The sequence below is a fragment of the Georgenia muralis genome (genome assembly GCF_003814705.1).
Lineage (GTDB): Bacteria > Actinomycetota > Actinomycetes > Actinomycetales > Actinomycetaceae > Georgenia > Georgenia muralis.
In genome coordinates, this window is the sequence record NZ_RKRA01000001.1 from 1,720,405 (window position 1) to 1,740,531 (window position 20,127).

Here is a 20,127-nt window from a genome sequence, read left to right on the forward strand (position 1 = left end):
GAGCCCGACGGCCCGTCGAACGGCAGGACGGCCCGGTGAGCGGGTGCTCACCGGGCCGTCCTGGGTGCCGCTGCCTGACGCCGTCAGGCAACGGGCGTCACCGGTTCCGTGCGTGCTCCGGCGGTCCCTGCTCGCCCGCGAACGGCGGTCGGCCGGGCTCGCCGACGTGCGGCGGACGGTTGCCCGGACGGTCCTCGTCCCCGCCGGCCGTGCCGACCGGCGGAAGGAGCGTGATCACCGTCGGCTCCGGGTTGGCGCCGAGGCGCGCCCCCGTCTCCGCCGGTGCCTGGTCGCTGAGCTCGAGCAGGCCGTGCATCTCGATGCTGCCGTCCGCGGCGATCTCCGGGACGAGATCGGTGTCGAGACTGCCGAACCAGTCGTCCGAGACCAGGTCGCCCTCGCTGTTGACGCTGGCGTCACGGACGAAGTCGCCCGCCACGGTGAGGTAGTTCGACGGCTCGGTGGTGAGCGTGTCCTCCTGCTCGCGCAGGTCGATCCGGTCCGCAGCCCCCGCCACGTAGGACAGCATGCCGCTGACCTCGTAGTCGGTCGTGGACGCGCTCGTCGCGAGCTGGAGGTTACCCGAGGCGTTGTCGTACGACGTGACGTCGTGCACCCGCACGTCCGGTCCGGAGTTGGACGTGACGCCGCGGCCGAGGTTGCCGAACGAGACGGAGTTGCGCAGCAGGTGCTTGCCCGGCATCGACTCCCCGCCGAGCTTGAAGCCGTTGCCCTCACCGGTGCGCTCGGGGTCGTCCTCGAGCTGACCGTTGCGGTAGGCGACGGAGTCCTCGACCACGACGTCGCCGATCGGCCCGGTGGTGGACTTGGCGTACAGGTCCCAACCGTCGTCGATGTTGTGGTGGGCGATGTTGTACCGGAAGACGTTGCCGTCCCCGACCGTCAGCTTCGCGGCGAAGCCGTCGGCGTCGTTGCCCTGGGGGTCGACGTTGTTGTGCGACACGCTGGAGACCACCAGGTTGTCCGACGGCCACATCTCGTAGGGCTCGGAGGCCTCACCGGAGATCTGCACCCCGGTGTCCTGGTTGTGGTGGGACTCGATGCGCTCCACCACGTTGTGGTCGCCCTGGATGAGCAGGGGCTTCTGGTAGCCCTGCGACCCGGTGATCTCCAGGTCGTACAGGTGCCAGTAGTCGCCTCGCAGCTTGATCCCGCCCGACGTCGAGTCCGAGAGGTCGAGGGTGGCTCGCCCGTCGGGGTGGGACATCAGGGTGATCGGGGCCTCCGCGGTGCCGTCGTTCCCGCGGCCGACCACGACGGCCTCGGTGGGCCGGTACGTGCCCGGCGCGAGGACGATCTGCTGGCCGGGCTGGACGAACGCCACGGCCGTGTGCAGGTCCAGCGGGTTCTCGGGCGTCCCGTCGCCGTTCGCGGTTCCGTCGGGGGCGACGTGGATCGACTCGCCCGGCTCGCCGAAGCGGTCGACCTCGATGGTGATCGGGATCGAGACCGGGTCGTAGGAGGACAGGTCCTCGTACTCGCCGAGCTGGGTCTGCTCCTCCTTGGGAGCGGGCGTGAGCTCGGCGGTCAGCTCGTTCGTCCCGTCCTCGAGCGGGACGGTGATCTCCCGGCTCTCGCCCGGTGCGAGCGTGACCTCACCGACGACGTCGCCGTCGCCGTCGCGGACGACCGCCTCACCGTGGACGTTGGACACGAGCGGGACGTCCAGACTGTCGTGCGGGGTGGTCCGCGTGACGTCGGCGCTCAGGGTGGGGTCGACGTAGGTGATGGGCCGCGGGAGCGGCGCCTCGTCGTCGTCCGGGTGGATCGTCGTGAACTCGATGTCGCTGGCGGTCACGACGATCTTCCGGGCGGCGAAGATGCCCACGTAGTACTTGTCGGGGTCCTGCTGCAGGAGCAGGTCCGGCTCGTAGTCGATGATCTCGTGGACCTCGCCGTCCTGGTCGGTCCAGATGGCGTGGAAACCCGTGTTGGACTTGCGCAGGGTGTACTCGTAGACGTCACCCTCGGTGAACCGCGGCGGGTTCGTGTTCGAGCCCTCGGTGTAGCCCGCCCGGAAGTCCCAGTCGAACGGCTGCGACCGGCTCATGTCGCGGTCCGCGGAGGCGACGGTCGGGGCGTCGGTGTAGCCGTCGACGAACTTCCCGCCGGGGGTGCCGTACGCCACCTCGAGGGAGCCGTCCACGTCACGGGTGTACTTCGCCGACATGACGCCGGCGTTGTTGAAGTATCGCGCGGCGCGGTTGTTCGGCTCGAACGTGTCGACGGCGACGATGCCGAACCCGGACTGGTTGTCCTTCAGTGACGCGTCGTTCACCGTGAACGTCGCGGAGAGGGTGAAGTTCTCCGTGGCCGGGTCGATCTCGGTGTAGTAGTACATGAATCCGTCCTCGGAGTCGGCGATCTTGCCGTTGTTGTCGAGGAGGGAGAAGGTCAGAGAGCCGTCCGCGTTCTCGATCAGCTCGCCGTTGCTCGAGATTCCGGCGTGGGCGGACAGCCAGCGCTCGACCTCCCCGGAGACGGTCACCGCGTACGGTTCGGACGTGGCGGTGTCCACCCCGCGCAAAGCCGTGACCTGGAGCTCGTACGAGGTGCCGGGGGTCAGGCCGGTGATGTCGGCGCTCGTCCCGGCGGTCGAGGGTCCGGCCGTCCAGTCGGTCGCGCCGGTCTCGCGGTAGGCGAGGTCGTAGGTCTCGGCCTCGGGGACCGCGCCCCACTCGACGGTGACGGTGGCCTGGTCGCCCTCGACCGCGGAGGTCAGGGCGGAGGTGATCTCCGGCGTCGCGAGCGGCAGCGTGAACGAGGGCGCGGCGACCCGCTCGGACAGCAGGGCCGTCTCCTGGTCGTTGCGCGTCAGCGCCACCTGGACCTCGTAGTCGCCGGAGGCGTCCGGGGTGAGGGTGATGCTGCCCGCGTCTCCAGGGGTTCCGGAGACGCCGGACGCGACCTCCGTCTCGCCGTCGTAGAGGGTGGCGGTGGCGAGGTCGGCGCCCTCGAACCCGATGACGCCGTCGTAGCTCACGACGATGTCCCCGCCGTCGACGGTCACGTCGGTGATGGTGGGGACCGCGACGGCGTCCCAGGCGGGGCGCTCGGGCGCCGGGCCCTCGGTGAGCTCGACGTAGTAGATGTTCACGCCCGAGGACGGCGAGGCGATGTAGTAGGTGCCGGCGTCGGGGACGACCAGGGTGCCGACGGGGATGTCACCGCCGGAGGGTGCTCCGAGTGCGGGTACCCGGGCGACCTCGGTGCCGTCGAGCGTGTAGAGGGCAAGGTCTCGGTCAGCGCTGGAGCTGGAGCTCATGACGTAGACGGAGAGCACCGCCTCGCCGGTGGTGGTGAACTGCACCGAGCGGCTCTCGGCGTCGCCGGCGCCGCCCATCTTCAGGCGCTGGGTGAACTGCATCCCACCGCCGGTGTTGTTGTTGGCGTCGACCTCGACGGTCGTGTCGCCGGTTGCGTTCACGATGAACTGCCCGACCTGGAAGTCTGCGTCGTAGACGCGGGCCTCGAGGTCCGACGCGTTGAGCACGTGCTGGTCCGCCGTGGCGGTGCTCGTCAGTCCGACGAGCGCCAGCGCTGCGACGGCCAGGGCCGCGATCGCCGAGCGGAGGTGTCTGAGTGCGGTTGGCATAGGTGTCGACTCCCGGGTGCGTCCCGTCGGCCAGCGGCCAGCCTCGCGAGATACGACGCTGTACGGAGGACCTGCTGACCTGGCTTCCGCCGGTGGAAGCGCTTACATGGTCAAATCTAGGTCTCCACCCGGTGAAATGTCAAGGTTTCCGCTGGTTCAGGTCATCGAACGCCCTCAAGCCTGGGTATCGGCGTGCCGGGCAGGGAGGGTGAGACGGGGGGCCGGTCAGGCCCCGGTGCTGCTCAGCACGGTCGAGGCGGCGATCTTGAGCAGCCCGTCCTCCTCCGCCAGGCGGTAGGCGGTCCGCTCCACGACGACGCGGCCGTCGTCGAACCGGTAGGTAAGCGTGGCCTCCACCTGGTCCGGGGGTAGACCCTGGACGTCCGTCACCGCGACGTCCTCGATGTCGGCCCAGAAGGCCTCGTAGCTCTCGCGTCCCCCGGCGTGGCCCGACTGGTAGGCGGTGGTCATGCGCGGCCAGGCGGCGTCGGTGTCATCAGGCATGAACGCGTAGTAGTCGACCACCGCGGAGGCCAGCTGCGTCGCCCGGTCCGGCGCAGGCTCCTCGGCCGGGGCCGGGTCCTCCTCGGCCGGCGCCGGTTCGGGCTCGGGCTCCTGCGTCGTCGGCGCGGGGGTGGGCGGAGGTGTCGTGGCGGGGGCGGTCGGGGTGGGTGACTCCTCCGGAGCCGCCGTCGCGTCGCCGGTCGGCTCGGCGGACGGCGCGCTGGACGGCGTCGGACCTGGCTCGGCGGTGGTGCCCGGGTCGGGCCCCGTCAGCATCGCCGCGACGACCCACACGACGGCGACCAGGAGGGCGGCGGCGGCCAGCACGCCGAGCAGGCGCCGCCGCGGTGCACCACCGGCGGGGGCGCTGGGGGCCGCCGAGACGGAGGGGGTCCGCGCGTGTGCGGGAGGCCTGGTGGCGGGACGGTGCTGGTCCGGACGACCGGCGGGCGGTGCGGGCGGCTCGGCGGCCGGCGCCGCCGGGGGCACCTCGTCCGTCAACGGCTCCTCGGGCGTCGACGGGTGCACCGCCGGGACGTCCGCGGGCACCGGGACGACCACCGGTGCCGGCTCCTCCGGCGCAGCCCGCTCCTCCCGCGCCGCCCGCTCCTCGGTGGGCACGGCCGCGGTCGCCGCGAGGTGGGCGGCGACGGCTTCCATCGTGGGCCGCTCCGCCGTCTCCGCCGAGAGCATCCGGAGCAGGAAGGGGGTGAGCGGCCCGGCGCGGGTCGGCGGCTCGACCTCTGCGGCCGCGACCTTGTGCAGCAGGGCGATGGAGTTCGGCTCGGCGCCGAACGGCGGCCGTCCCTCGAGGGCCGCGTAGAGCGTGGCGCCGAGGGAGAAGACGTCGGACGCAAAGGTGGCGTCCCCGCCGCGTGCCACCTCGGGCGCGAGGAACGCGGGGGTTCCGTGGACCATGCCGGTCGCGGTGAGAGTGGGGTCGCCCATGGCGTGCGAGATCCCGAAGTCGCTGATGTGCGCGGCACCGTCGTCGGTGATGAGGATGTTCCCGGGCTTGACGTCGCGGTGGACGATCCCGAGCCCGTGGGCGGCGGCGAGGGCGGAGGCGACCTGTGCGCCGAGCCGTGCGACGTCGGCGACCGGCAGGGGTCCGCGCTCACGGAGGACGGCCGAGAGCGGCGTCGAGGGCAGGAACGGCATGATGAGACAAGGCCGGCCCTCGTGCTCGACGGCGTCGAAGACGGGTACTGCGTGCGGGTGGTGGAGGCGCGCGGTGATCCGCGCCTCTCGCATCGCCCGGCTCTTCGCGAGCTCGGCCTCGGCCTCGGGGAGGCCGGGCGCGGTGTGCAGCTGTTTGATCGCGACCGTCCGCTCGAGGCGCTCGTCCCACGCCTCCCAGACCACGCCCATCCCGCCGGTGGCGATCACCCTGACGGGGCGATAGCGACCGGCGATGAGAGGCTGCGGCTCGCTCACCGGACCCCTTCCTCGTAGGACGACGCACCGAGCGTAAGGCTGGTGGTGGCAGGGCCGCCCGCCGGGGTTGACGGTGTCAGTGGTGCGCCCCGGCCTTCTTCTTCCGCGGGATGACGTGCATGACCGCGACGACGACCGCACCGGCGGCGAGGCCGAAGATGGCCGAGCCGAGCGTGTTGACGAGCCAGCCGACGAACGCGCCGACCGCAGGCAGGGCGTGGGCAGCGGCCTCCTCGAGCTGGCGGACCAGCGCGTAGGGGCCGTGCCAGCCCAGCTCGTCCGTACCCACGAGGAGGATGTGCCCGCCCACCCAGAGCATGGCGACGAGGCCCACGGTGGAGAGGATCGCGAGGAGCTTCGGCATCGCCTTGACGAGGAAGCGACCCAGGCGCTGGGAGAACGCGGCCTCCCGCTCGGCCAGGTGCAGCCCGATGTCGTCCATCTTCACGATGAGCGCGACGACGCCGTAGACCAGCGCGGTGATGCCGAGCGCGACGACGACGAGGATGAGCGCGCGGGTGAGGAACGGCTCGTCCGCGACCTCGTTGAGCGAGATGACCATGATCTCGGCGGAGAGGATGAAGTCGGTGCGGATCGCCCCGCTGACCATCGACTTCTCCTCCTCGGGCCCGACCTCGGCAGCCGGCGCGGCCTCCTTCTCCTCCTTGTGCTTGCCGGTGAGGAGCTCGTAGATCTTCTCCGCGCCCTCGTAGGAGAGGTACAGACCGCCGAGCATGAGGATCGGCGTGAGCAGCCACGGGAGGAACTGGCTCAGCAGCAGGATGGCCGGGAGGATGAACAGGAGCTTGTTGCGGATCGAGCCGATGGCGATCTTCTTGATCATCGGCAGCTCGCGCTTGGCTGCGAAGCCGTGCACGTACCGCGGCGTCACCGCTGTGTCGTCGATGACGACGCCGGCCGCCTTCATGCTCGCGCGACCGGCGGCGGCCCCGATGTCGTCGACGGATGCTGCCGCGATCCTGGCCAGGGCGGCCACGTCGTCGAGCAGGGCGACGAGGCCGCCGCTCACCGGGTGCTCCCGGGTGCGCGCACGGCGGCGGGTCGGGCGGCGGAGGACGCGCGGGGCGTCGGGTACGTCGGCACGATCGTGAGAATAGGCGTTTCGGCGCCAGCCTGCCGCTCGGGCCGCTCGGGCCGCTCGGGGGCGGCCCTCGGCGGGGCGGCGTGCCGGCGGCTGATCGGCTCGCTCCCGCGCTGACGGCGAATGGGGAGGGAGCGGCACGAGAGCCGGTTTTCCGGGCGTTCTGGTCCACATCTCGCCAGGTCACGAGTTCACAACGACTCTTGACACGGTCGCTGCCGGAGCGCAAGACTCCAACCACTGCTCAAACGATTTAACACCACGGCAGGACCACCTCGACGGGGAGGCTGATCATGACCAAGCGAGCCGGGATCCGGGACGTCGCCCGGGAGGCGGGCGTCTCTCCGGCCACCGTCTCGCTCGTGCTCAACGACCGCGCCGCGACGAGGATCCCGGCCAGCACCCAGGAGCGGGTGCGTCGGGCGGCGGCGGACATCGGGTACTCGCCGAACTCGGTCGCCCGGAGCCTGCGCACCCGCACCACGCGGACCATCGGGCTCATCTCCGACGAGATCGCCACGACCCCCTACGCCGTCCGGATGATCGAGGCGGTCCAGGACGGCGCCCGGGCCCACGGGCACCTCGTGTTCCTCGTGAGCACCGCCGCGGAGCGGTCCCTCGAGCGTGATGCGGTGGCCGCCCTGCGCGACCAGCAGGTCGACGGGCTCATCTACGCGTGCATGTGGCACCGCGACGTCGAGGTGCCGCAGGGGATGCCGCCGGGGTCGGTCGTCCTGGACGGGCGCCCGGACCGGGCGGGCTACCCCGCCGTCGTGCCGGACGACCGGCGGGGCGCCGAGGTCGCCGTCCAGGCGCTCGTCGACGCCGGGCACCGGCGGATTGCGTACGTCGACATCGACGAGGACCCCTCGCCACTGGCCTCGGGCCTGCGCCACGAGGGCTACCTCGCCGTCCTGGCGGCGGCCGGGATCGACCCCGACCCCGCACTCCACGTCAAGGGCTCGGCGGACGCCGTCGGCGCCCGGGACGCGGCCGGCCGGCTGCTCGAGCTGCCGCCCGGCCGCCGGCCCACCGCCCTGTTCTGCTTCAACGACCGCATGGCGATGGGCGCGTACTCCGCGGCCCGGCGTCACGGCCTGGAGATCCCCACCGACCTGTCGGTCGTCGGCTACGACGACCAGCAGCTCATCGCCGCCGAGCTCGACCCGCCGCTGACCACCGTCGCCCTGCCGCACTACGACATGGGGCGGTGGGCGGTGGAGGTGCTGCTCGGGTCGCGCGAGGCGCCGCCCGACCAGGGCGTGATGTTGATGCCGTGCCCTCTCATCACGAGGGAGTCGGTAGGTCCGCCGCCGGCCGAGCAGAAGGAGCCTGGCCGACGACGGACGTGAAACACCCTGTGGCCGTCGACCGACGGTCACCGAGCCGGAGGTCCGACCTTGCCCGTCGGGCCCCCAGGAAAGGAATCACGATGCGACGCAAGTCCTTCACGGCGATCGTAGCCACCACCGCGGCCCTCGGGATCGTGCTGACCGCGTGCGGACGGGCCGGTGAGTCCGACGGCGGTGGCGGTGGCGGCGCCGACGGCGAGACCACCGAGCTGACCATGTGGACCCACTCCGCCGGGAACCCGGCCGAGCTGGAGGTCTACGAGAAGATCGTCGCCGACTTCAACGACTCCCAGGACGGGTACGAGGTCGTCATGGAGTCCTTCCCGCAGGGCGCCTACAACGACGCGATCGTCGCGGCGGCGGCGTCGGGCGACCTGCCCTGCCTGCTCGACATGGACGGCCCGATCGTCCCGAACTGGGCGTGGGCGGGCTACATCCAGCCGCTCGGCCTCGACCCGGCGGTCACCGACGACCTCCTGCCGACGGCGGTCGGGCGCTACCAGGACGAGATCTACTCCGCGGGATACTGGGACGCCGCGCTCGCCGTCTTCGCCCGGCAGTCCGTGCTCGACGAGAACGGCATCCGGGTCCCCACCTTCGAGGAGCCCTGGACGCAGGAGGAGTTCGACGAGGCGCTGACCACGCTCCAGGGCGCTGGTTACGAGACCCCGCTGGACATCGGTGCCGAGGACACCGGCGAGTGGTGGTCCTACGCCTACTCGCCCATGCTCCAGAGCGCCGGTGGCGACCTCATCGACCGCGACACCATGCTCACCGCCGACGGGGCGCTCAACGGGCCGGAGGCCGTGGAGTTCTTCACCTGGTTCCAGGGTCTGTTCGACCAGGGCCTCGCCTCGGACTCGGGCGAGATCGGCAACGAGGAGTTCAACAACGACGAGGTGGCGCTGAGCTACACCGGTGTCTGGAACGCGATGGACTCCCTGGACGCGGTCGGCGACGACCTGCTCATCCTGCCCCCGCCGGACCTCGGCAACGGCCCGGTCATCGGCGGTGCCTCCTGGCAGTGGGGGATCTCGGCCGAGTGCGACGCCGCCGACGGCGCCCGGGAGTACCTGGAGTTCAGCTTCAAGCCCGAGTACGTCGCCGAGTTCGCCGACAAGCAGGTCGTCATCCCGGCCATCGCCGAGGCCGAGGAGCTGTCCGAGAACTTCGGTGAGGGTGACCCGCTCCAGCCGTTCGTCGAGCTCTCGCAGCGCTACGCGCTCGAGCGCCCCCCGACACCGGCGTACCCGGTGATCTCCAGCGTCTTCGAGCGCGCCGCGAAGGACATCATGAACGGCGCCGACGTCCAGTCCACGCTCGACCAGGCGGTCCAGGAGATCGACGCCAACATCGAGTCCAACGACGGGTACGGCTTCTGAGCCGACCGTCCTGAACGGCGGTCGGGGCGGCGCAGCCTGCTGCGACGACGCAACCCACAGGTGCGCCGCCCCCGCCCGCCGGAACGGATGTGCACCATGACCGTCCCCACCCAGCAGGTCTCACCGCACGCGGAGCCCGGCACGAAGGCGTCCAGGAAGGTGCGCCGCAACGCTCGTGCCTCGCGCGAGGGCAGCCGCTCCGCCTACGCGATGGTGGCACCGGCCACCATCCTCCTGGTCCTCTTCCTCATCGTCCCGGTGCTCCTGGCCTTCGGCCTGTCCTTCACCAACGCCCGGCTCATCTCGCCCAACCCGCCGAGGTTCGTCGGTCTGGACAACTTCGTCCGGGCGTTCACGAGCGACCCGACCTTCATGAGGTCCCTCCTCAACACGTTCCTCTTCGCCGCCGTCGTCGTGCCGGTCCAGGCCGGTCTGGGCCTGGTGATGGCGATCCTCGTGAACCAGAAGCTGCGCGGCGTCACGTGGTTCCGCGTCATCTTCTTCGTCCCCGTGGTCACCTCCATCGTGGTCATCTCCATCCTCTGGGAGTTCATGTACCAGGAGAACGGCCTCGTGAACTCGATGATCGACACCCTCACCTTCGGCGCCTTCCAGGGCACCGACTGGCTGGGCAACACCGACACCGCGCTCGGGGCGATCATCGTGCTCTCGATCTGGCAGGCCGTGGGCTTCCACATGATCATCTGGCTCTCCGGCCTCCAGACGATCCCCGGCGAGCTCTACGAGGCGGCCCGGATGGACGGCGCCAACGCCTGGCAGCAGTTCAAGTCCGTGACGTGGCCGGGGCTGCGTTCGACGATGGTCTTCATCCTCGTCACCATCACCATCGCCGCGCTGGGGCTGTTCGTCCAGATCGACGTCATGACCCAGGGTGGCCCCCGCGACGCCACGACGACCCTGGTCTACCACGCCGTCCAGCAGGGCTACCGCCGGCAGGAGACCGGCTACGGCGCCGCCATCTCCCTCATCTTCTTCGTCATCGTGCTGATCATCGCGCTGGTGCAGCGGTACCTCACCCGAGAGAAGGACTGACCATGACCGCACCCGCCACCCAGACCGCACGGCCGCGGTCCGGCGCCGACGCCGACGCCGCACATCGACGGAATCGCCGTCGCCTCGTCATCGGCTACATCCCGATGGTGCTGCTCGCGCTGTTCTTCCTCTTCCCGCTGGTGTTCATGTTCGTCTCCAGCCTCAAGCCGGACGCACAGATCCTCTCCGACATCGACTCCCCGCAGGCGTTCCTGCCGGTGGGGGACATCTCCACCCAGAACTACGTCGACGTCTTCGACCGGGTCCCCGTCGCCCGGTTCATCCTCAACTCGGTGCTCGTCACGACGCTCATCGTCGGCCTGGGGCTCATCGTCAACAGCATGGCAGGCTTCGCGCTGTCCCGGCTGGAGTGGTCCGGCCGGAAGGTGCTCCTCACGGTCATCATCGCCACCCTCATCGTGCCCTTCGAGACGATTGCCATCCCGATGGTCTACTGGGTGTCGAAGCTGCCGACCCTGGTGTTCGAGGGGGCGGTGCCGATGTACGACATCGGCTGGCTGAACTCCTACCACGTGCAGATCGTGCCGTTCATCGCCAACGCGTTCTCGATCTTCCTGTTCACCCAGTACTTCTCCACGATCCCGAAGTCGCTGGACGAGGCGGCCCGGATCGACGGCGCGGGCTGGTTCACCATCTACCGACGGATCATCGTGCCGCTGGCGGGGCCGGCGTTCGCCACGGTCGCCATCCTCACCTTCCTCCCCGCCTGGAACCAGTACCTCTGGCCGCTCATGGTGGTCCAGCAGGAGGACCTCCGACCGGTCATGGTCGGCATGCAGTACTTCTTCCAGATCAACCCCGCGTGGGGCGAGATCATGGCGTACACCTCGCTCATCACGCTGCCGGTGCTGGTGATGTTCCTGGCCTTCCAGCGGGCCTTCGTCAGCTCCATCGCCTCCAGCGGGGTGAAGGGATGAGCCTGCGACTTCCCGACCACTGGGTGTGGGACAGCTGGCCCGCCTTCGACGGCAACCACCACCACCTGTTCTTCCTGCGGGCCTCGCGCGCGCTGCACGACCCCGACCGGCGGCACCTGCGCGCGTCCGTCGGGCATGCCCGGTCGACGGACCTGCGCACCTGGGAGCTCCTCCCGGACGCGCTCGTGCCCGCAGACCCGCCCGCCTGGGACGACCAGGCGACCTGGACCGGCTCGGTGGTCCAGGCGCCGGACGGCACCTGGCGCATGTTCTACACCGGCGTCGACCGCGAGGGCCGCGGGCTGGTCCAGCGGGTGGGGGTCGCCGTCTCCGAGGACCTCATCACCTGGCACCGCCGGCCGGGGCCGGTCACCGAGGCGGACCCGCGCTGGTACGAGAAGCTCGACCTCGAGGCGTGGATCGACGAGGCCTGGCGCGACCCCTGGGTCCTCGCCGATCCCGACGGCGACGGCTGGCACATGCTCGTCACCGCGCGCGTCCCCGACGGCGACCCGGACGGCCGCAGCGTCATCGGCCACGCCCGCAGCGCCGACCTCGAGACGTGGCAGGTCCAGCCGCCCCTGACGACGCCGGCGGGGTTCGGGCAGATGGAGGTCCCGCAGGTCGCCGTCGTCGACGGCCTGCCGGTGCTGGTCTTCTGCTGCTGGCCCGACCGGATGTCCGAGGAGCGCCGCGCCTCGGCCCCCTCGGGCGGGATGTGGGTGGTGCCGGGGGCGTCACTCCTCGGTCCCTGGGACCTCACGCGGGCGACGACGTTCGACCACCCGAGCCTCTACGCCGCGCGGCTGGTCGAGCGGACGCCGGGCGACTGGGTGCTGCTGGGCTTCCGGGACAAGGAGGACGGCGCGTTCGTCGGGGAGATCGCCGACCCGCTGCCCGTCGTCCGGGACGGGGACACCCTACGGCTGGCCTGAGCCGCGGCGGCCGTCGGCGACCTGTCGGCGGCCGCTCGCGGATCAGCCCAGCTCGATCGTCATGAACGCGCTGTGCGGGCTGGGGCGGTAGTCGCCGAAGGGCCCGCACGGGCGGAACCCGGCTCGGGCGTAGACGCGCCGCGCGGGCTCGAACGCCTCCATCGGGCCCGTCTCGAGGCTCACACGGGTGTACCCCTGCGCGCGGGCGACGTCGAGGAGGTGTGCGACGACGGCGCTGCCGAGCCCCTGCCCGCGGGCCTCCTCGGCCGTGTGGACCGACTTGAGCTCGGCGTGGTCGGCACCGAGCCGCTTCAGTGCCCCGATCGCCAGCAGCCGCCCGCCCCGCCGGGCACCGAAGAGCTTCACGCCCGGCTCCGCGAGGCCCTCGACGTCGAGGGCGTGGACGTCCTCCGGCGGGCTCTGGCTGTGGGCGAAGGCGTGGTGCCGGTCGAGGATCCGGAGCACCTCGGGGGAGCGGGGATCCTCCACGGTGATGATGAGGTCGGGCACGAGAGGAATGTAGGCGCTGGTGCACGGTGGGGCTCCCGGGACGCCGGGAGCCGGACGTGCCGGGCCACCACGACGGCGGCCGTGCGCGCCCGGCCCGGTGAGGAGCCTCACCCGGTCACCGTTTGGACCGTCGGGCGGGGCACGCTAAAGTCTCCTTTGGCCCGAGTGGCCATGCGCCCGTAGCTCAATGGATAGAGCATCTGACTACGGATCAGAAGGTTGGGGGTTCGAGTCCCTTCGGGCGCACAGTGAGGCCCTGACCCGCCAACGCGGGTCAGGGCCTTCGTCGTCCTCCGGTGTGCCACCAGGGTGCGACCCCGACGCCGGGACCCGAGATACCGGGGTCCGATCAGGGCTGTCCCTCATTCCCCCGCGCCCCTGCCGAGCGGTTGACTCGAGAGCGACACGAACGCGAGGACCTCCCGGCACCAGGCCAGGAGGTCCCCGCCCGGGCAAGACGACACGAGAGTCAGGCCATGATCGAGGCACGAAACCTCACCAAGCGGTACGGCGACAAGGTCGCCGTCGACCAGATCAGCTTCACCATCGAGCCCGGCACCGTCACCGGGTTCCTCGGCCCCAACGGGGCGGGCAAGTCCACGACGATGCGGATGATCGTCGGGCTCGACCGGCCGACCGCCGGGACCGTGACCGTCAACGGCAAGCCCTACGCCGCGCACCGCTCCCCGCTGAACGAGGTCGGTGCCCTCCTCGACGCCAAGGCGGTGCACACCGGACGGTCCGCCCGTTCCCACCTGCGCACGATGGCCGCCACACACGGCATCTCCACGCGGCGGGTGGACGACGTCATCGAGATGACCGGCCTGGCCGGCGTCGCCGGGAAGCGCGTGGGCGGGTTCTCCCTGGGCATGGGCCAGCGGCTCGGCATCGCCTCCGCGATGCTCGGCGACCCTCGGACCCTCATCCTGGACGAGCCGGTCAACGGGCTCGACCCCGAGGGGGTCGTGTGGGTCCGGACCCTCGTCCGCCGGCTCGCCGCCGAGGGCCGCACGGTCTTCCTCTCCTCCCACCTCATGAGCGAGATGGCGCAGACCGCCGACCAGCTCCTCGTCATCGGCCGCGGCAGGATCATCACCGCCGGGCCCGTCCAGGACGTCATCGACGGCGCCACCGGCTCCGCCGTCAGGGTCCGCTCCCCGCAGGCCGCCGACCTCGCCGCCCTCGCCCAGGCCGACGGCGCCGCCGTCACGATCCCCGAGACCGGGGTGGTCGAGCTCCGCGGCATCAGCGCCGAGCAGGTCGGCGAGACCGCCGCCCGCCACGGGATCGTCCTCCACGAGCTCACGCCTCGGCGCGCGAGCCTTGAGGAGGCCTACATGCACCTGACCCAGGACGCGGTCGAGTACCGCTCCGAGACCGCCCCAGCCGCCATGGAGGCCGCGAGATGACCACCACCACCGTGCCCACCACGGGAACCGACCGCCCGCGGCGCGCCACCGTCGATCCGCACCACACGAGCGACGTGCACGCCGAGCTCAGCTTCGCCGGCGTCGTGCGCGGGGAGTGGATCAAGCTCCTCTCGCTGCGCTCGACCTGGTGGACGCTGGCCACCACCGTCGCCCTCATGGCGCTCATCGCGCTCGCCGCCTCGGCGTCCCTGGCCGAGATCGTCGGTGATGGGCCCGTCGGCGCCCCGCTCCCGCACGGCGCCGAGTTCGTCACCACCGGGTCCCAGCTCGGGATCGTCACGGTCGCCGTGCTCGGCGCCCTGCTCATGACCGGGGAGTACTCCACCGGCATGGTCCGGTCCACCCTCGCCGCGGTGCCCTCCCGGTTCCCGGTGCTCGCCGCCAAGGGCATCGTGCTGACCGTCGTCACGGTCGCGGTCGCGATCGTCAGCATCGCCGCGTCCTACCTCTCCGCCCGGCCGTTCCTCGACGACCACGGCCTGGTTCCCGCCCTCGACGACGCCCAGACCTGGCAGGTCTTCGGCGGGACGATCTACTTCTTCGTCGCGACGGCGCTCCTGGCCCTCGGCATCGCGACGGTGCTGCGGCACACCGCCGGCTCGATCACGGCGGTCCTCGGACTGCTCCTGCTCCTCCCGGGCGTGCTGCAGCTCATCAGCATCGACTGGGTCCAGGACGTCACCAGCATGCTGCCGCTGCCCGCCTCCTTCGCCTTCCTCGGCGTCAGCGGCGCCATGGGCGGCAACGAGCTGCTCACTCCTTGGGAGGGCGTCGGCGTCATCGCCGCCTACGCGGTGGTGACCCTGGCCGCCGGGGCCGTCCTGCTTCGTCGTCGGGACGCCTGACCGGAACTTCCGGACCGCACGGCGCCGGTGGGGAGTCGACCCCCACCGGCGCCGTCCGGTCCGCGGGCCCCTCGGGCCCAGCGGGCGACGGCGGCGCGGGCCGGGCCGGCGGGTTGTCGTCCGGCCGTCGGACGGCTGGCCGCGGCGGGCCTCGGGTGGTGAGGTGTGATGGTGCGCGAGGACCCCGCTCGGGACGGCCGCGAGGTGGCGCCGGTGCCCTCCGGCGTCCGGGGCGCGCGGGTCGTCGCCCTGGTCGAGGGGGTCAGCGACCAGGTGGCCGTCGAGCGGCTCGCCGTCCGGCGCGGTCGGGACCTGCCCGGCGAGGGTGTCCTCGTGCTGCCGATGGGTGGCGCGACCAACGTGGGCCGCCACCTTAGGGCCCTGGGCCACCTGGGGGTCCCGGCATCAGGGCTGCTCGACATCGGGGAGGAGCGGTTCGTCCGGCGCGGGCTCGTCTCGGCCGGGGCCCGCGGGCCGGTCACGGGATCGGACCTGAGGCACGCGGGGTTCTTCTTCTGCATCGCCGATCTGGAGGACGAGCTGACCCGCGGCCTCGGTGTCTCCGCCACGGAGGACGTGCTGGCGGCGAACGGTGACCTCGAGCTGTTCCGCCGGTTCCAGCGCCAGCCGGCCCAGCGGGTCCGTCCGGTCGCGCACCAGCTGCACCGGTTTCTCGGCACCACCGCCGGGCGCAAGGCCCTGCCGGGCTGTTCGTCGAGCACCTCGACCTGGACCGTGTGCCCGAGCCGCTCGACGCCCTGCTCCGGCACGTGACCGCGTAGGACGCGTGGACGCCTACCCGGTCGCTCCTCAGGGACGTGGATCCGAGGCGCCGACCGACGCCGAGCGGCCGTGGCGCAGGCCGGTCGGGACGCTGATGACCGCCCGGCTCGTCGAGCACACGCCCGTCTCGGGCAGCTCGAGCTCGAGCCGACCGGCCGCCTCGACGTCCCCGGCCAGGTGCGCAGCGACCGAGCGGACCTGCTCGTACCCGGTCGCGAGCAGGAAGGTCGGGGCCCGTCCGTAGGACTTCATCCCTACGACGAAGAAGCCCGGCTCGGGGTGGGCGAGCGTGGTCGCGCCGTGGGCCGGGACGGTGCCGCACGAGTGGTGCTCCGGGTCGATCAGCGGGCGCCAGGGCGCTGGGCGCCTCCAGCCCGGGGTCGAGGTCGAGCCGCAGCTCGCGCAGCATGTCCAGGTCCGGTCGGAAGCCCGTCGCGCCCGCCACCGCGTCCACCCGCAGGCGCGTCGGTCACCGACGGCGCGGGTGAGCGTGACGTCGACCTGACAGCCCCCCGGCGCCACGTCGAGCGCGGCGACGCTCGCCGAGGTGAGGAGCTCGACCCGGCCGTCCACGGAGGTGCGCACGAGGAAGGGCCGGTCCGCCCGCCCGACGGCGGATGAGCCACGGGGAGCTCGCCGGGCGGTGGCGGGACACGGTGCTCCTCGAGCGGCGCAGCGCGGTGGTCGGGCGCTGACGCCGGTCCCCGGGCGACGGTCGCGCCGGGTTACGCTCAGCCGGTGACCGGGCCGGACGGCGTTGCAGTGACGGAGTCGATCGCTGCTGCCGCCGGCAACGCCGGGCTGGCGCTCATCCTGGCGGCCCTCGTGGTGCGCGGGCTGTACGTCCGGTGGCGCCGGACGGAGGCGGTCCACGTCGTCCTGGAGGACGGGTCCCACCGCCTGCGCTGGCACAGCCGGACGCGCCTGCACGAGGCCGAGCCTCCGCGCCCGGTCCCGGCCAAGGGTGAGGTCGTGTCTCTCTGGTATCACTCGGGCGACCCGCAACGGTGGTCGCTCACGGCGCCCTACCGCGGCGCCCGGGCACTGGCCGCGGCAGGCGCCGTCCTGGTCGCGGCCGGCCTGCTGCTCGGGTTCGTCCTGCCCTGACCACGGCGCCCCCTGCCGCACGAAGGGCCGGGCGGGGTGCGCACCCGCCCGGCCCCTCCTCGCTGTCCGCCGGTCAGGGGCGGCGGACCACCCACACCTCACGCAGGTCGACGCCGGCGTCGGTGAGGAGGTTCAGCAGGGGGCAGCGGCGCCGCACCTGGTCCTTGAGCTCGGCCAGCTCGGCCTCCGGCACCGAGGTGGTGAGCGTGAGCGTCAGGGTGAGCTGCTGGAAGTGCGGCGAGACGTCGGCGGTGCCGAGGAACCCGCGGATGTCGAGGGTTCCGGTCGCATGGCTCTCGAACGCCGCCACGGGGACGTCGAGCTCACCGGCGACGGTCTCGACGACGACGGAGACGCACCCGGCGAGCGAGCCCAGCAGGTACTCGATGGGGTTGGCGGCCTCGTCGGTGCCGCCGAGCGAGGTCGGCTCGGCGACGGTGAAGCCGAAGCGGCGGGCCTCGACGGTGGTGGAGAGCCGGCCCTTCCAGCGCCCGGCGGCGCTGAAGTCGGCGAGCCGCGGCGTGGGGTCGTAGGCGCGGACGGGGCTGACGGCGGTGGGGCTCTCGCTGGCGGTGCTGACGGTGGTGGTCATGGTCTTCTCCTGTGGCGGGGGGGGGGGGGGGGGGGGGGGGGGGGGATGCGTCGTCGCCGCGCGCCCGGCCTGGGACCGCCCCGGGGCGGTCCGACGCGGGAGGGGTCACCGGATGACCCGTCCCCCGGACGCGCGGCCGTGCATTCGGGTCCCGGCCGGCGGCGGCGTCGTCGGGAGGGGCGGGCGGACGGTCGTCCCGGTCATCGCAGTGCTCCTTCCCGTCGGGTCCGGCACCGGCCCTGCCGGCCGGTGGATGGGCGTGACCGTAGCGGGCGGGCGCCCGGTCCGGTCCAGCGCCGACCGCCGGTCGGGACGCCCGGCGTGATCCGTCCCGGATGGTGGGAAATCACCGTTGACCGGTGGACGAAGGGGGTGGACCATCGACGGTAGCGGGCGGCCGGGCGACGTTCCGGCCCCGCGGAGGAGGCCGACATGGTCAGGAAGGTCGCCGACTGCCGGGACACCCCGAGCGTCATGGGGTGCACCCTCACCATCTCGGGTGAGGAGGAGGAGGTGGTGCGGGCCGCCGTCGAGCACGCCATCTCCGTCCACGGGCACGAGGACAGCCCGGAGCTGTGGGACGAGACGCGCCGCACCCTCAAGGACGAGGTCTAGGGCCGCTCACGCCTGGAAGATGGTCACCTCGGCCGTCTTGACGCTGAAGAGGACCTCGGTGCCCGGGGCGAGGTCGAGCGCGGTCACGGAGGCGGGCGTGATGTCCGCCGCGAGGGCGTGCCCGGTGGCGGCGGTGCCCCGGACGCGGACGAGGTCGCCCTGGCGCTCGAGCGCGCCCACCCGCACGGGCACGGCGTTGCGCGGGCTGCCCCCGGGCGGCGTCCGGTGCACCGAGACGGCGCGCGGCCCGAACGTCGCGGCGACCGCCTCCCCCGGGACGCACCCGGCGTCGACGAGCCCGTGGACCACGAGCGGTGGCGGGCTCGTCTTGTCCGCCTCGGCACCGCGGTTCACGGCCGGGGCGATGACGGCGTCCTCGTCGGCGGCGAGGTGACCCAGGACGAGGTTGACGCCGGCGAGCTCGGCGGCGAAGCGGGACCGCGGACGGGTGAGGACCTCCCCGACCGGCCCGGCCTCCACGACCGTCCCGCCGTCGAGCACGACGACGTCGTCGGCGACCGCGAGGACGTCGAGCAGGTCGTGGGTGACCAGGACCGCCGTCCGGCCGGAGCCACGCAGCACGCCGCGCAGCAGGTGGCGCATCTCGGCTGCGGAGCCGACGTCGAGCGCGGAGAGCGGCTCGTCCAGGAGAACCACCTCGGGGTCGGGTGCCAGTGCCCGCGCCAGGGCCACCCGCTGCGACTGGCCGCCGGACAGGGCCGCCGGTCGCCGCTCGGCCAGGTCCGCGCACCCCACCTGGCCGAGCAGCTCGAGGGCCAGGCGGTCGGCGTCCCGGCGCCCGGTGCCCGCCGCGCGGGGACCGAAGGCGACGTTGTCCAGAGCCGTGAGGTGGGGGAAGAGCAGGGGGTCCTGGGCGAGCAGAGTGACGCGGCGGTCGTGGGGCGGGACCCAGGTGCGCGGGCCCGCGACGAGGCGTCCCGCGACGTGGACGGTGCCGGAGGACGGCGCCGCCAGCCCGGCGACGAGCGCCAGGAGGGTGGACTTGCCCGCGCCGTTCGGGCCGAGCACACCGAGCACGCGGCCCGGCCGGGCCTCGACGTCGAGCCGCAAACCCCGGGCGGCCACCTCCGCGTGCACCGCCACGGCCGCGGGTTCGCCCCCGGCCGCCGTGCGGACGTCCCCCGCGGACGCGCCGGCCCGTGCGCCGTTCACCGCCGCGTCCGGTGGGTCGCCAGGACGACCACGACGGCGACCGCGACGAGCAGGACCGACAGCGCCAGGGCCGCCTCGGGGTCGGTCTCGCGCTGGAGGTAGATCTCCAGCGGCAGGGTCCGGGTGACGCCCTCGAGGGAGCCGGCGAACGTGAGGGTCGCGCCGAACTCGCCGAGGGAGCGGGCGAACGCCAGTGCCGTGCCCGAGCCGAGGGCGGGCAGCAGCAGCGGCAGGCTCACCCGCCGCAGGACGGTGGTCGGCCGGGCGCCCAAGGTGGCCGCCACCTGCTCGTATCGCCCGCCGGCGGTGCGCACGGCCCCCTCGAGGGACAGGACGAGGAAGGGCAGCGAGACGAACGCCTGGGCGAGGACGACGGCGGCGGTCGAGAAGGCGATGTCGACGCCGAGCGCCTCGAGCCGGGCGCCGAGCAGTCCCCGCCGGCCCAGGGTCGCCAGGAGGGCGAGGCCCGAGACGACCGGCGGCAGGACGAGGGGGAGAAGGACCAGGGTGCGCACCACCCGCAGGCCCGGCAGCCGGGTGCGGGCCAGGACGAGCGCGAGCGGGGCGCCCAGGACGACCACGATCGCGGTGGCGGCCACGGAGGTGCGCAGGCTGAGGCCGAGGGCGGCCAGCGCGGAGTCGGTGGTCAGCAGCCCGGGCAGACGGTCCCACGGCACCCGGGCGAGCATGCCGAGGACCGGCAGGGCGACGAGCGTCGCAGCGACCGCGGCGGGCACGAACACCCACGGTGGC

At 72.6% G+C, this 20,127-nt stretch carries 17 protein-coding genes, 1 tRNA gene and 1 pseudogene; 11 read left to right on the forward strand and 8 right to left on the reverse strand.

Annotated features, from left to right (window positions below; translation table 11 throughout):
- Positions 1–97 precede the first annotated feature (97 nt).
- From EDD32_RS07600 to EDD32_RS07610, 3 genes are all read right to left on the reverse strand, one after another.
- The gene (locus EDD32_RS07600) at positions 98–3,616 is read right to left on the reverse strand and encodes a fibronectin type III domain-containing protein (protein ID WP_123916350.1); all 3,519 of its coding nucleotides are present in this window, start codon (positions 3,614–3,616) and stop codon (positions 98–100) included.
- Between the two features lie 225 nt (positions 3,617–3,841).
- Positions 3,842–5,557, reverse strand: coding sequence for a serine/threonine-protein kinase (locus EDD32_RS07605; protein ID WP_123916352.1), 1,716 nt, complete (start codon positions 5,555–5,557; stop codon positions 3,842–3,844).
- 76 nt (positions 5,558–5,633) lie between these two features.
- Positions 5,634–6,587: a DUF808 domain-containing protein gene (locus tag EDD32_RS07610; protein WP_123916354.1), complete on the reverse strand. Its 954-nt coding sequence runs from the start codon at positions 6,585–6,587 to the stop codon at positions 5,634–5,636.
- A 365-nt stretch (positions 6,588–6,952) separates the two neighbouring features.
- On the opposite strand from EDD32_RS07610, the gene EDD32_RS07615 reads away from it, so the two are divergent.
- The 5 genes from EDD32_RS07615 to EDD32_RS07635 all read left to right on the forward strand — a co-directional run bounded on the left by EDD32_RS07615 (position 6,953) and on the right by EDD32_RS07635 (position 12,319).
- A complete protein-coding gene (locus EDD32_RS07615) occupies positions 6,953–8,011 on the forward strand; it encodes a LacI family DNA-binding transcriptional regulator (RefSeq protein WP_123916356.1) in 1,059 nt (352 codons plus the stop codon).
- Between the two features lie 80 nt (positions 8,012–8,091).
- Entirely contained in the window at positions 8,092–9,393 is a 1,302-nt protein-coding gene (locus EDD32_RS07620; protein WP_123916358.1) for a sugar ABC transporter substrate-binding protein, read from the forward strand.
- Between the two features lie 96 nt (positions 9,394–9,489).
- A complete protein-coding gene (locus EDD32_RS07625) occupies positions 9,490–10,446 on the forward strand; it encodes a carbohydrate ABC transporter permease (protein ID WP_123916360.1) in 957 nt (318 codons plus the stop codon).
- A gap of 2 nt (positions 10,447–10,448) precedes the next feature.
- Positions 10,449–11,384, forward strand: coding sequence for a carbohydrate ABC transporter permease (locus EDD32_RS07630; RefSeq protein ID WP_123916362.1), 936 nt, complete (start codon positions 10,449–10,451; stop codon positions 11,382–11,384).
- Positions 11,381–12,319 (forward strand): glycoside hydrolase family protein, encoded by a 939-nt coding sequence (locus EDD32_RS07635; protein WP_123916364.1) that lies wholly within the window; start codon positions 11,381–11,383, stop codon positions 12,317–12,319. Before EDD32_RS07630 ends, EDD32_RS07635 begins: the two co-directional genes overlap by 4 nt.
- A 42-nt stretch (positions 12,320–12,361) precedes the next feature.
- Here EDD32_RS07635 and EDD32_RS07640 read toward each other — a convergent pair whose 3' ends face one another.
- The gene (locus tag EDD32_RS07640; protein ID WP_246006036.1) at positions 12,362–12,829 is read right to left on the reverse strand and encodes a GNAT family N-acetyltransferase; all 468 of its coding nucleotides are present in this window, start codon (positions 12,827–12,829) and stop codon (positions 12,362–12,364) included.
- A gap of 173 nt (positions 12,830–13,002) precedes the next feature.
- Between EDD32_RS07640 and EDD32_RS07645 the strand changes: the two genes are divergently transcribed.
- The 4 genes from EDD32_RS07645 to EDD32_RS07660 all read left to right on the forward strand — a co-directional run bounded on the left by EDD32_RS07645 (position 13,003) and on the right by EDD32_RS07660 (position 15,878).
- Positions 13,003–13,075: transfer RNA gene (locus EDD32_RS07645), tRNA-Arg, on the forward strand.
- Positions 13,076–13,305: 230 nt separating this feature from the next.
- On the forward strand, positions 13,306–14,238 hold the full coding sequence (locus EDD32_RS07650) for an ABC transporter ATP-binding protein (RefSeq protein ID WP_123916366.1): 933 nt from the start codon (positions 13,306–13,308) through the stop codon (positions 14,236–14,238).
- Complete coding sequence (locus EDD32_RS07655) at positions 14,235–15,104, forward strand: ABC transporter permease subunit (RefSeq protein ID WP_123916368.1); 870 nt, start codon at positions 14,235–14,237, stop codon at positions 15,102–15,104. The genes EDD32_RS07650 and EDD32_RS07655 overlap by 4 nt, the downstream gene beginning before the upstream one ends.
- 171 nt (positions 15,105–15,275) lie before the next feature.
- A complete protein-coding gene (locus EDD32_RS07660; protein ID WP_123916370.1) occupies positions 15,276–15,878 on the forward strand; it encodes a TOPRIM nucleotidyl transferase/hydrolase domain-containing protein in 603 nt (200 codons plus the stop codon).
- Between the two features lie 36 nt (positions 15,879–15,914).
- Here EDD32_RS07660 and EDD32_RS07665 read toward each other — a convergent pair.
- Positions 15,915–16,341: pseudogene (locus tag EDD32_RS07665) on the reverse strand (flavoprotein); the annotation flags it as partial.
- A gap of 284 nt (positions 16,342–16,625) precedes the next feature.
- On the opposite strand from EDD32_RS07665, the gene EDD32_RS07675 reads away from it, so the two are divergent.
- Complete coding sequence (locus tag EDD32_RS07675) at positions 16,626–16,994, forward strand: hypothetical protein (protein ID WP_123916372.1); 369 nt, start codon at positions 16,626–16,628, stop codon at positions 16,992–16,994.
- A 73-nt stretch (positions 16,995–17,067) separates the two neighbouring features.
- On the opposite strand, the gene EDD32_RS19770 is transcribed toward EDD32_RS07675, so the two are convergent.
- Positions 17,068–17,586 carry an OsmC family protein gene (locus tag EDD32_RS19770; protein WP_123916374.1) on the reverse strand — a complete coding sequence of 173 codons (519 nt, stop codon included), beginning with the start codon at positions 17,584–17,586 and terminating at the stop codon, positions 17,068–17,070.
- 432 nt (positions 17,587–18,018) lie between these two features.
- On the opposite strand from EDD32_RS19770, the gene EDD32_RS07685 reads away from it, so the two are divergent.
- On the forward strand, positions 18,019–18,201 hold the full coding sequence (locus EDD32_RS07685; RefSeq protein ID WP_123916376.1) for a DUF1059 domain-containing protein: 183 nt from the start codon (positions 18,019–18,021) through the stop codon (positions 18,199–18,201).
- Between the two features lie 6 nt (positions 18,202–18,207).
- Here EDD32_RS07685 and EDD32_RS07690 read toward each other — a convergent pair whose 3' ends face one another.
- Both EDD32_RS07690 and EDD32_RS07695 read right to left on the reverse strand, forming a co-directional pair.
- Positions 18,208–19,374, reverse strand: coding sequence for an ABC transporter ATP-binding protein (locus EDD32_RS07690; RefSeq protein WP_246006037.1), 1,167 nt, complete (start codon positions 19,372–19,374; stop codon positions 18,208–18,210).
- Positions 19,371–20,111 carry an ABC transporter permease gene (locus EDD32_RS07695; RefSeq protein ID WP_425459476.1) on the reverse strand — a complete coding sequence of 247 codons (741 nt, stop codon included), beginning with the start codon at positions 20,109–20,111 and terminating at the stop codon, positions 19,371–19,373. The genes EDD32_RS07690 and EDD32_RS07695 overlap by 4 nt, the downstream gene beginning before the upstream one ends.
- Between the last annotated feature and the right edge of the window lie 16 nt (positions 20,112–20,127).

Bases quoted from the DNA above. Each gene is read 5' to 3' on its own strand.
- EDD32_RS07630 (WP_123916362.1), top strand. From the start codon at position 10,449: ATGACCGCACCCGCCACCCAGACCGCACGGCCGCGGTCCGGCGCCGAC.
- EDD32_RS07600 (WP_123916350.1), bottom strand. From the start codon at position 3,616: ATGCCAACCGCACTCAGACACCTCCGCTCGGCGATCGCGGCCCTGGCC.
- EDD32_RS19770 (WP_123916374.1), bottom strand. From the start codon at position 17,586: ATGACCACCACCGTCAGCACCGCCAGCGAGAGCCCCACCGCCGTCAGC.
- EDD32_RS07625 (WP_123916360.1), top strand. From the start codon at position 9,490: ATGACCGTCCCCACCCAGCAGGTCTCACCGCACGCGGAGCCCGGCACG.
- EDD32_RS07615 (WP_123916356.1), top strand. From the start codon at position 6,953: ATGACCAAGCGAGCCGGGATCCGGGACGTCGCCCGGGAGGCGGGCGTC.
- EDD32_RS07650 (WP_123916366.1), top strand. From the start codon at position 13,306: ATGATCGAGGCACGAAACCTCACCAAGCGGTACGGCGACAAGGTCGCC.
- EDD32_RS07620 (WP_123916358.1), top strand. From the start codon at position 8,092: ATGCGACGCAAGTCCTTCACGGCGATCGTAGCCACCACCGCGGCCCTC.
- EDD32_RS07655 (WP_123916368.1), top strand. From the start codon at position 14,235: ATGACCACCACCACCGTGCCCACCACGGGAACCGACCGCCCGCGGCGC.
- EDD32_RS07685 (WP_123916376.1), top strand. From the start codon at position 18,019: ATGGTCAGGAAGGTCGCCGACTGCCGGGACACCCCGAGCGTCATGGGG.
- EDD32_RS07635 (WP_123916364.1), top strand. From the start codon at position 11,381: ATGAGCCTGCGACTTCCCGACCACTGGGTGTGGGACAGCTGGCCCGCC.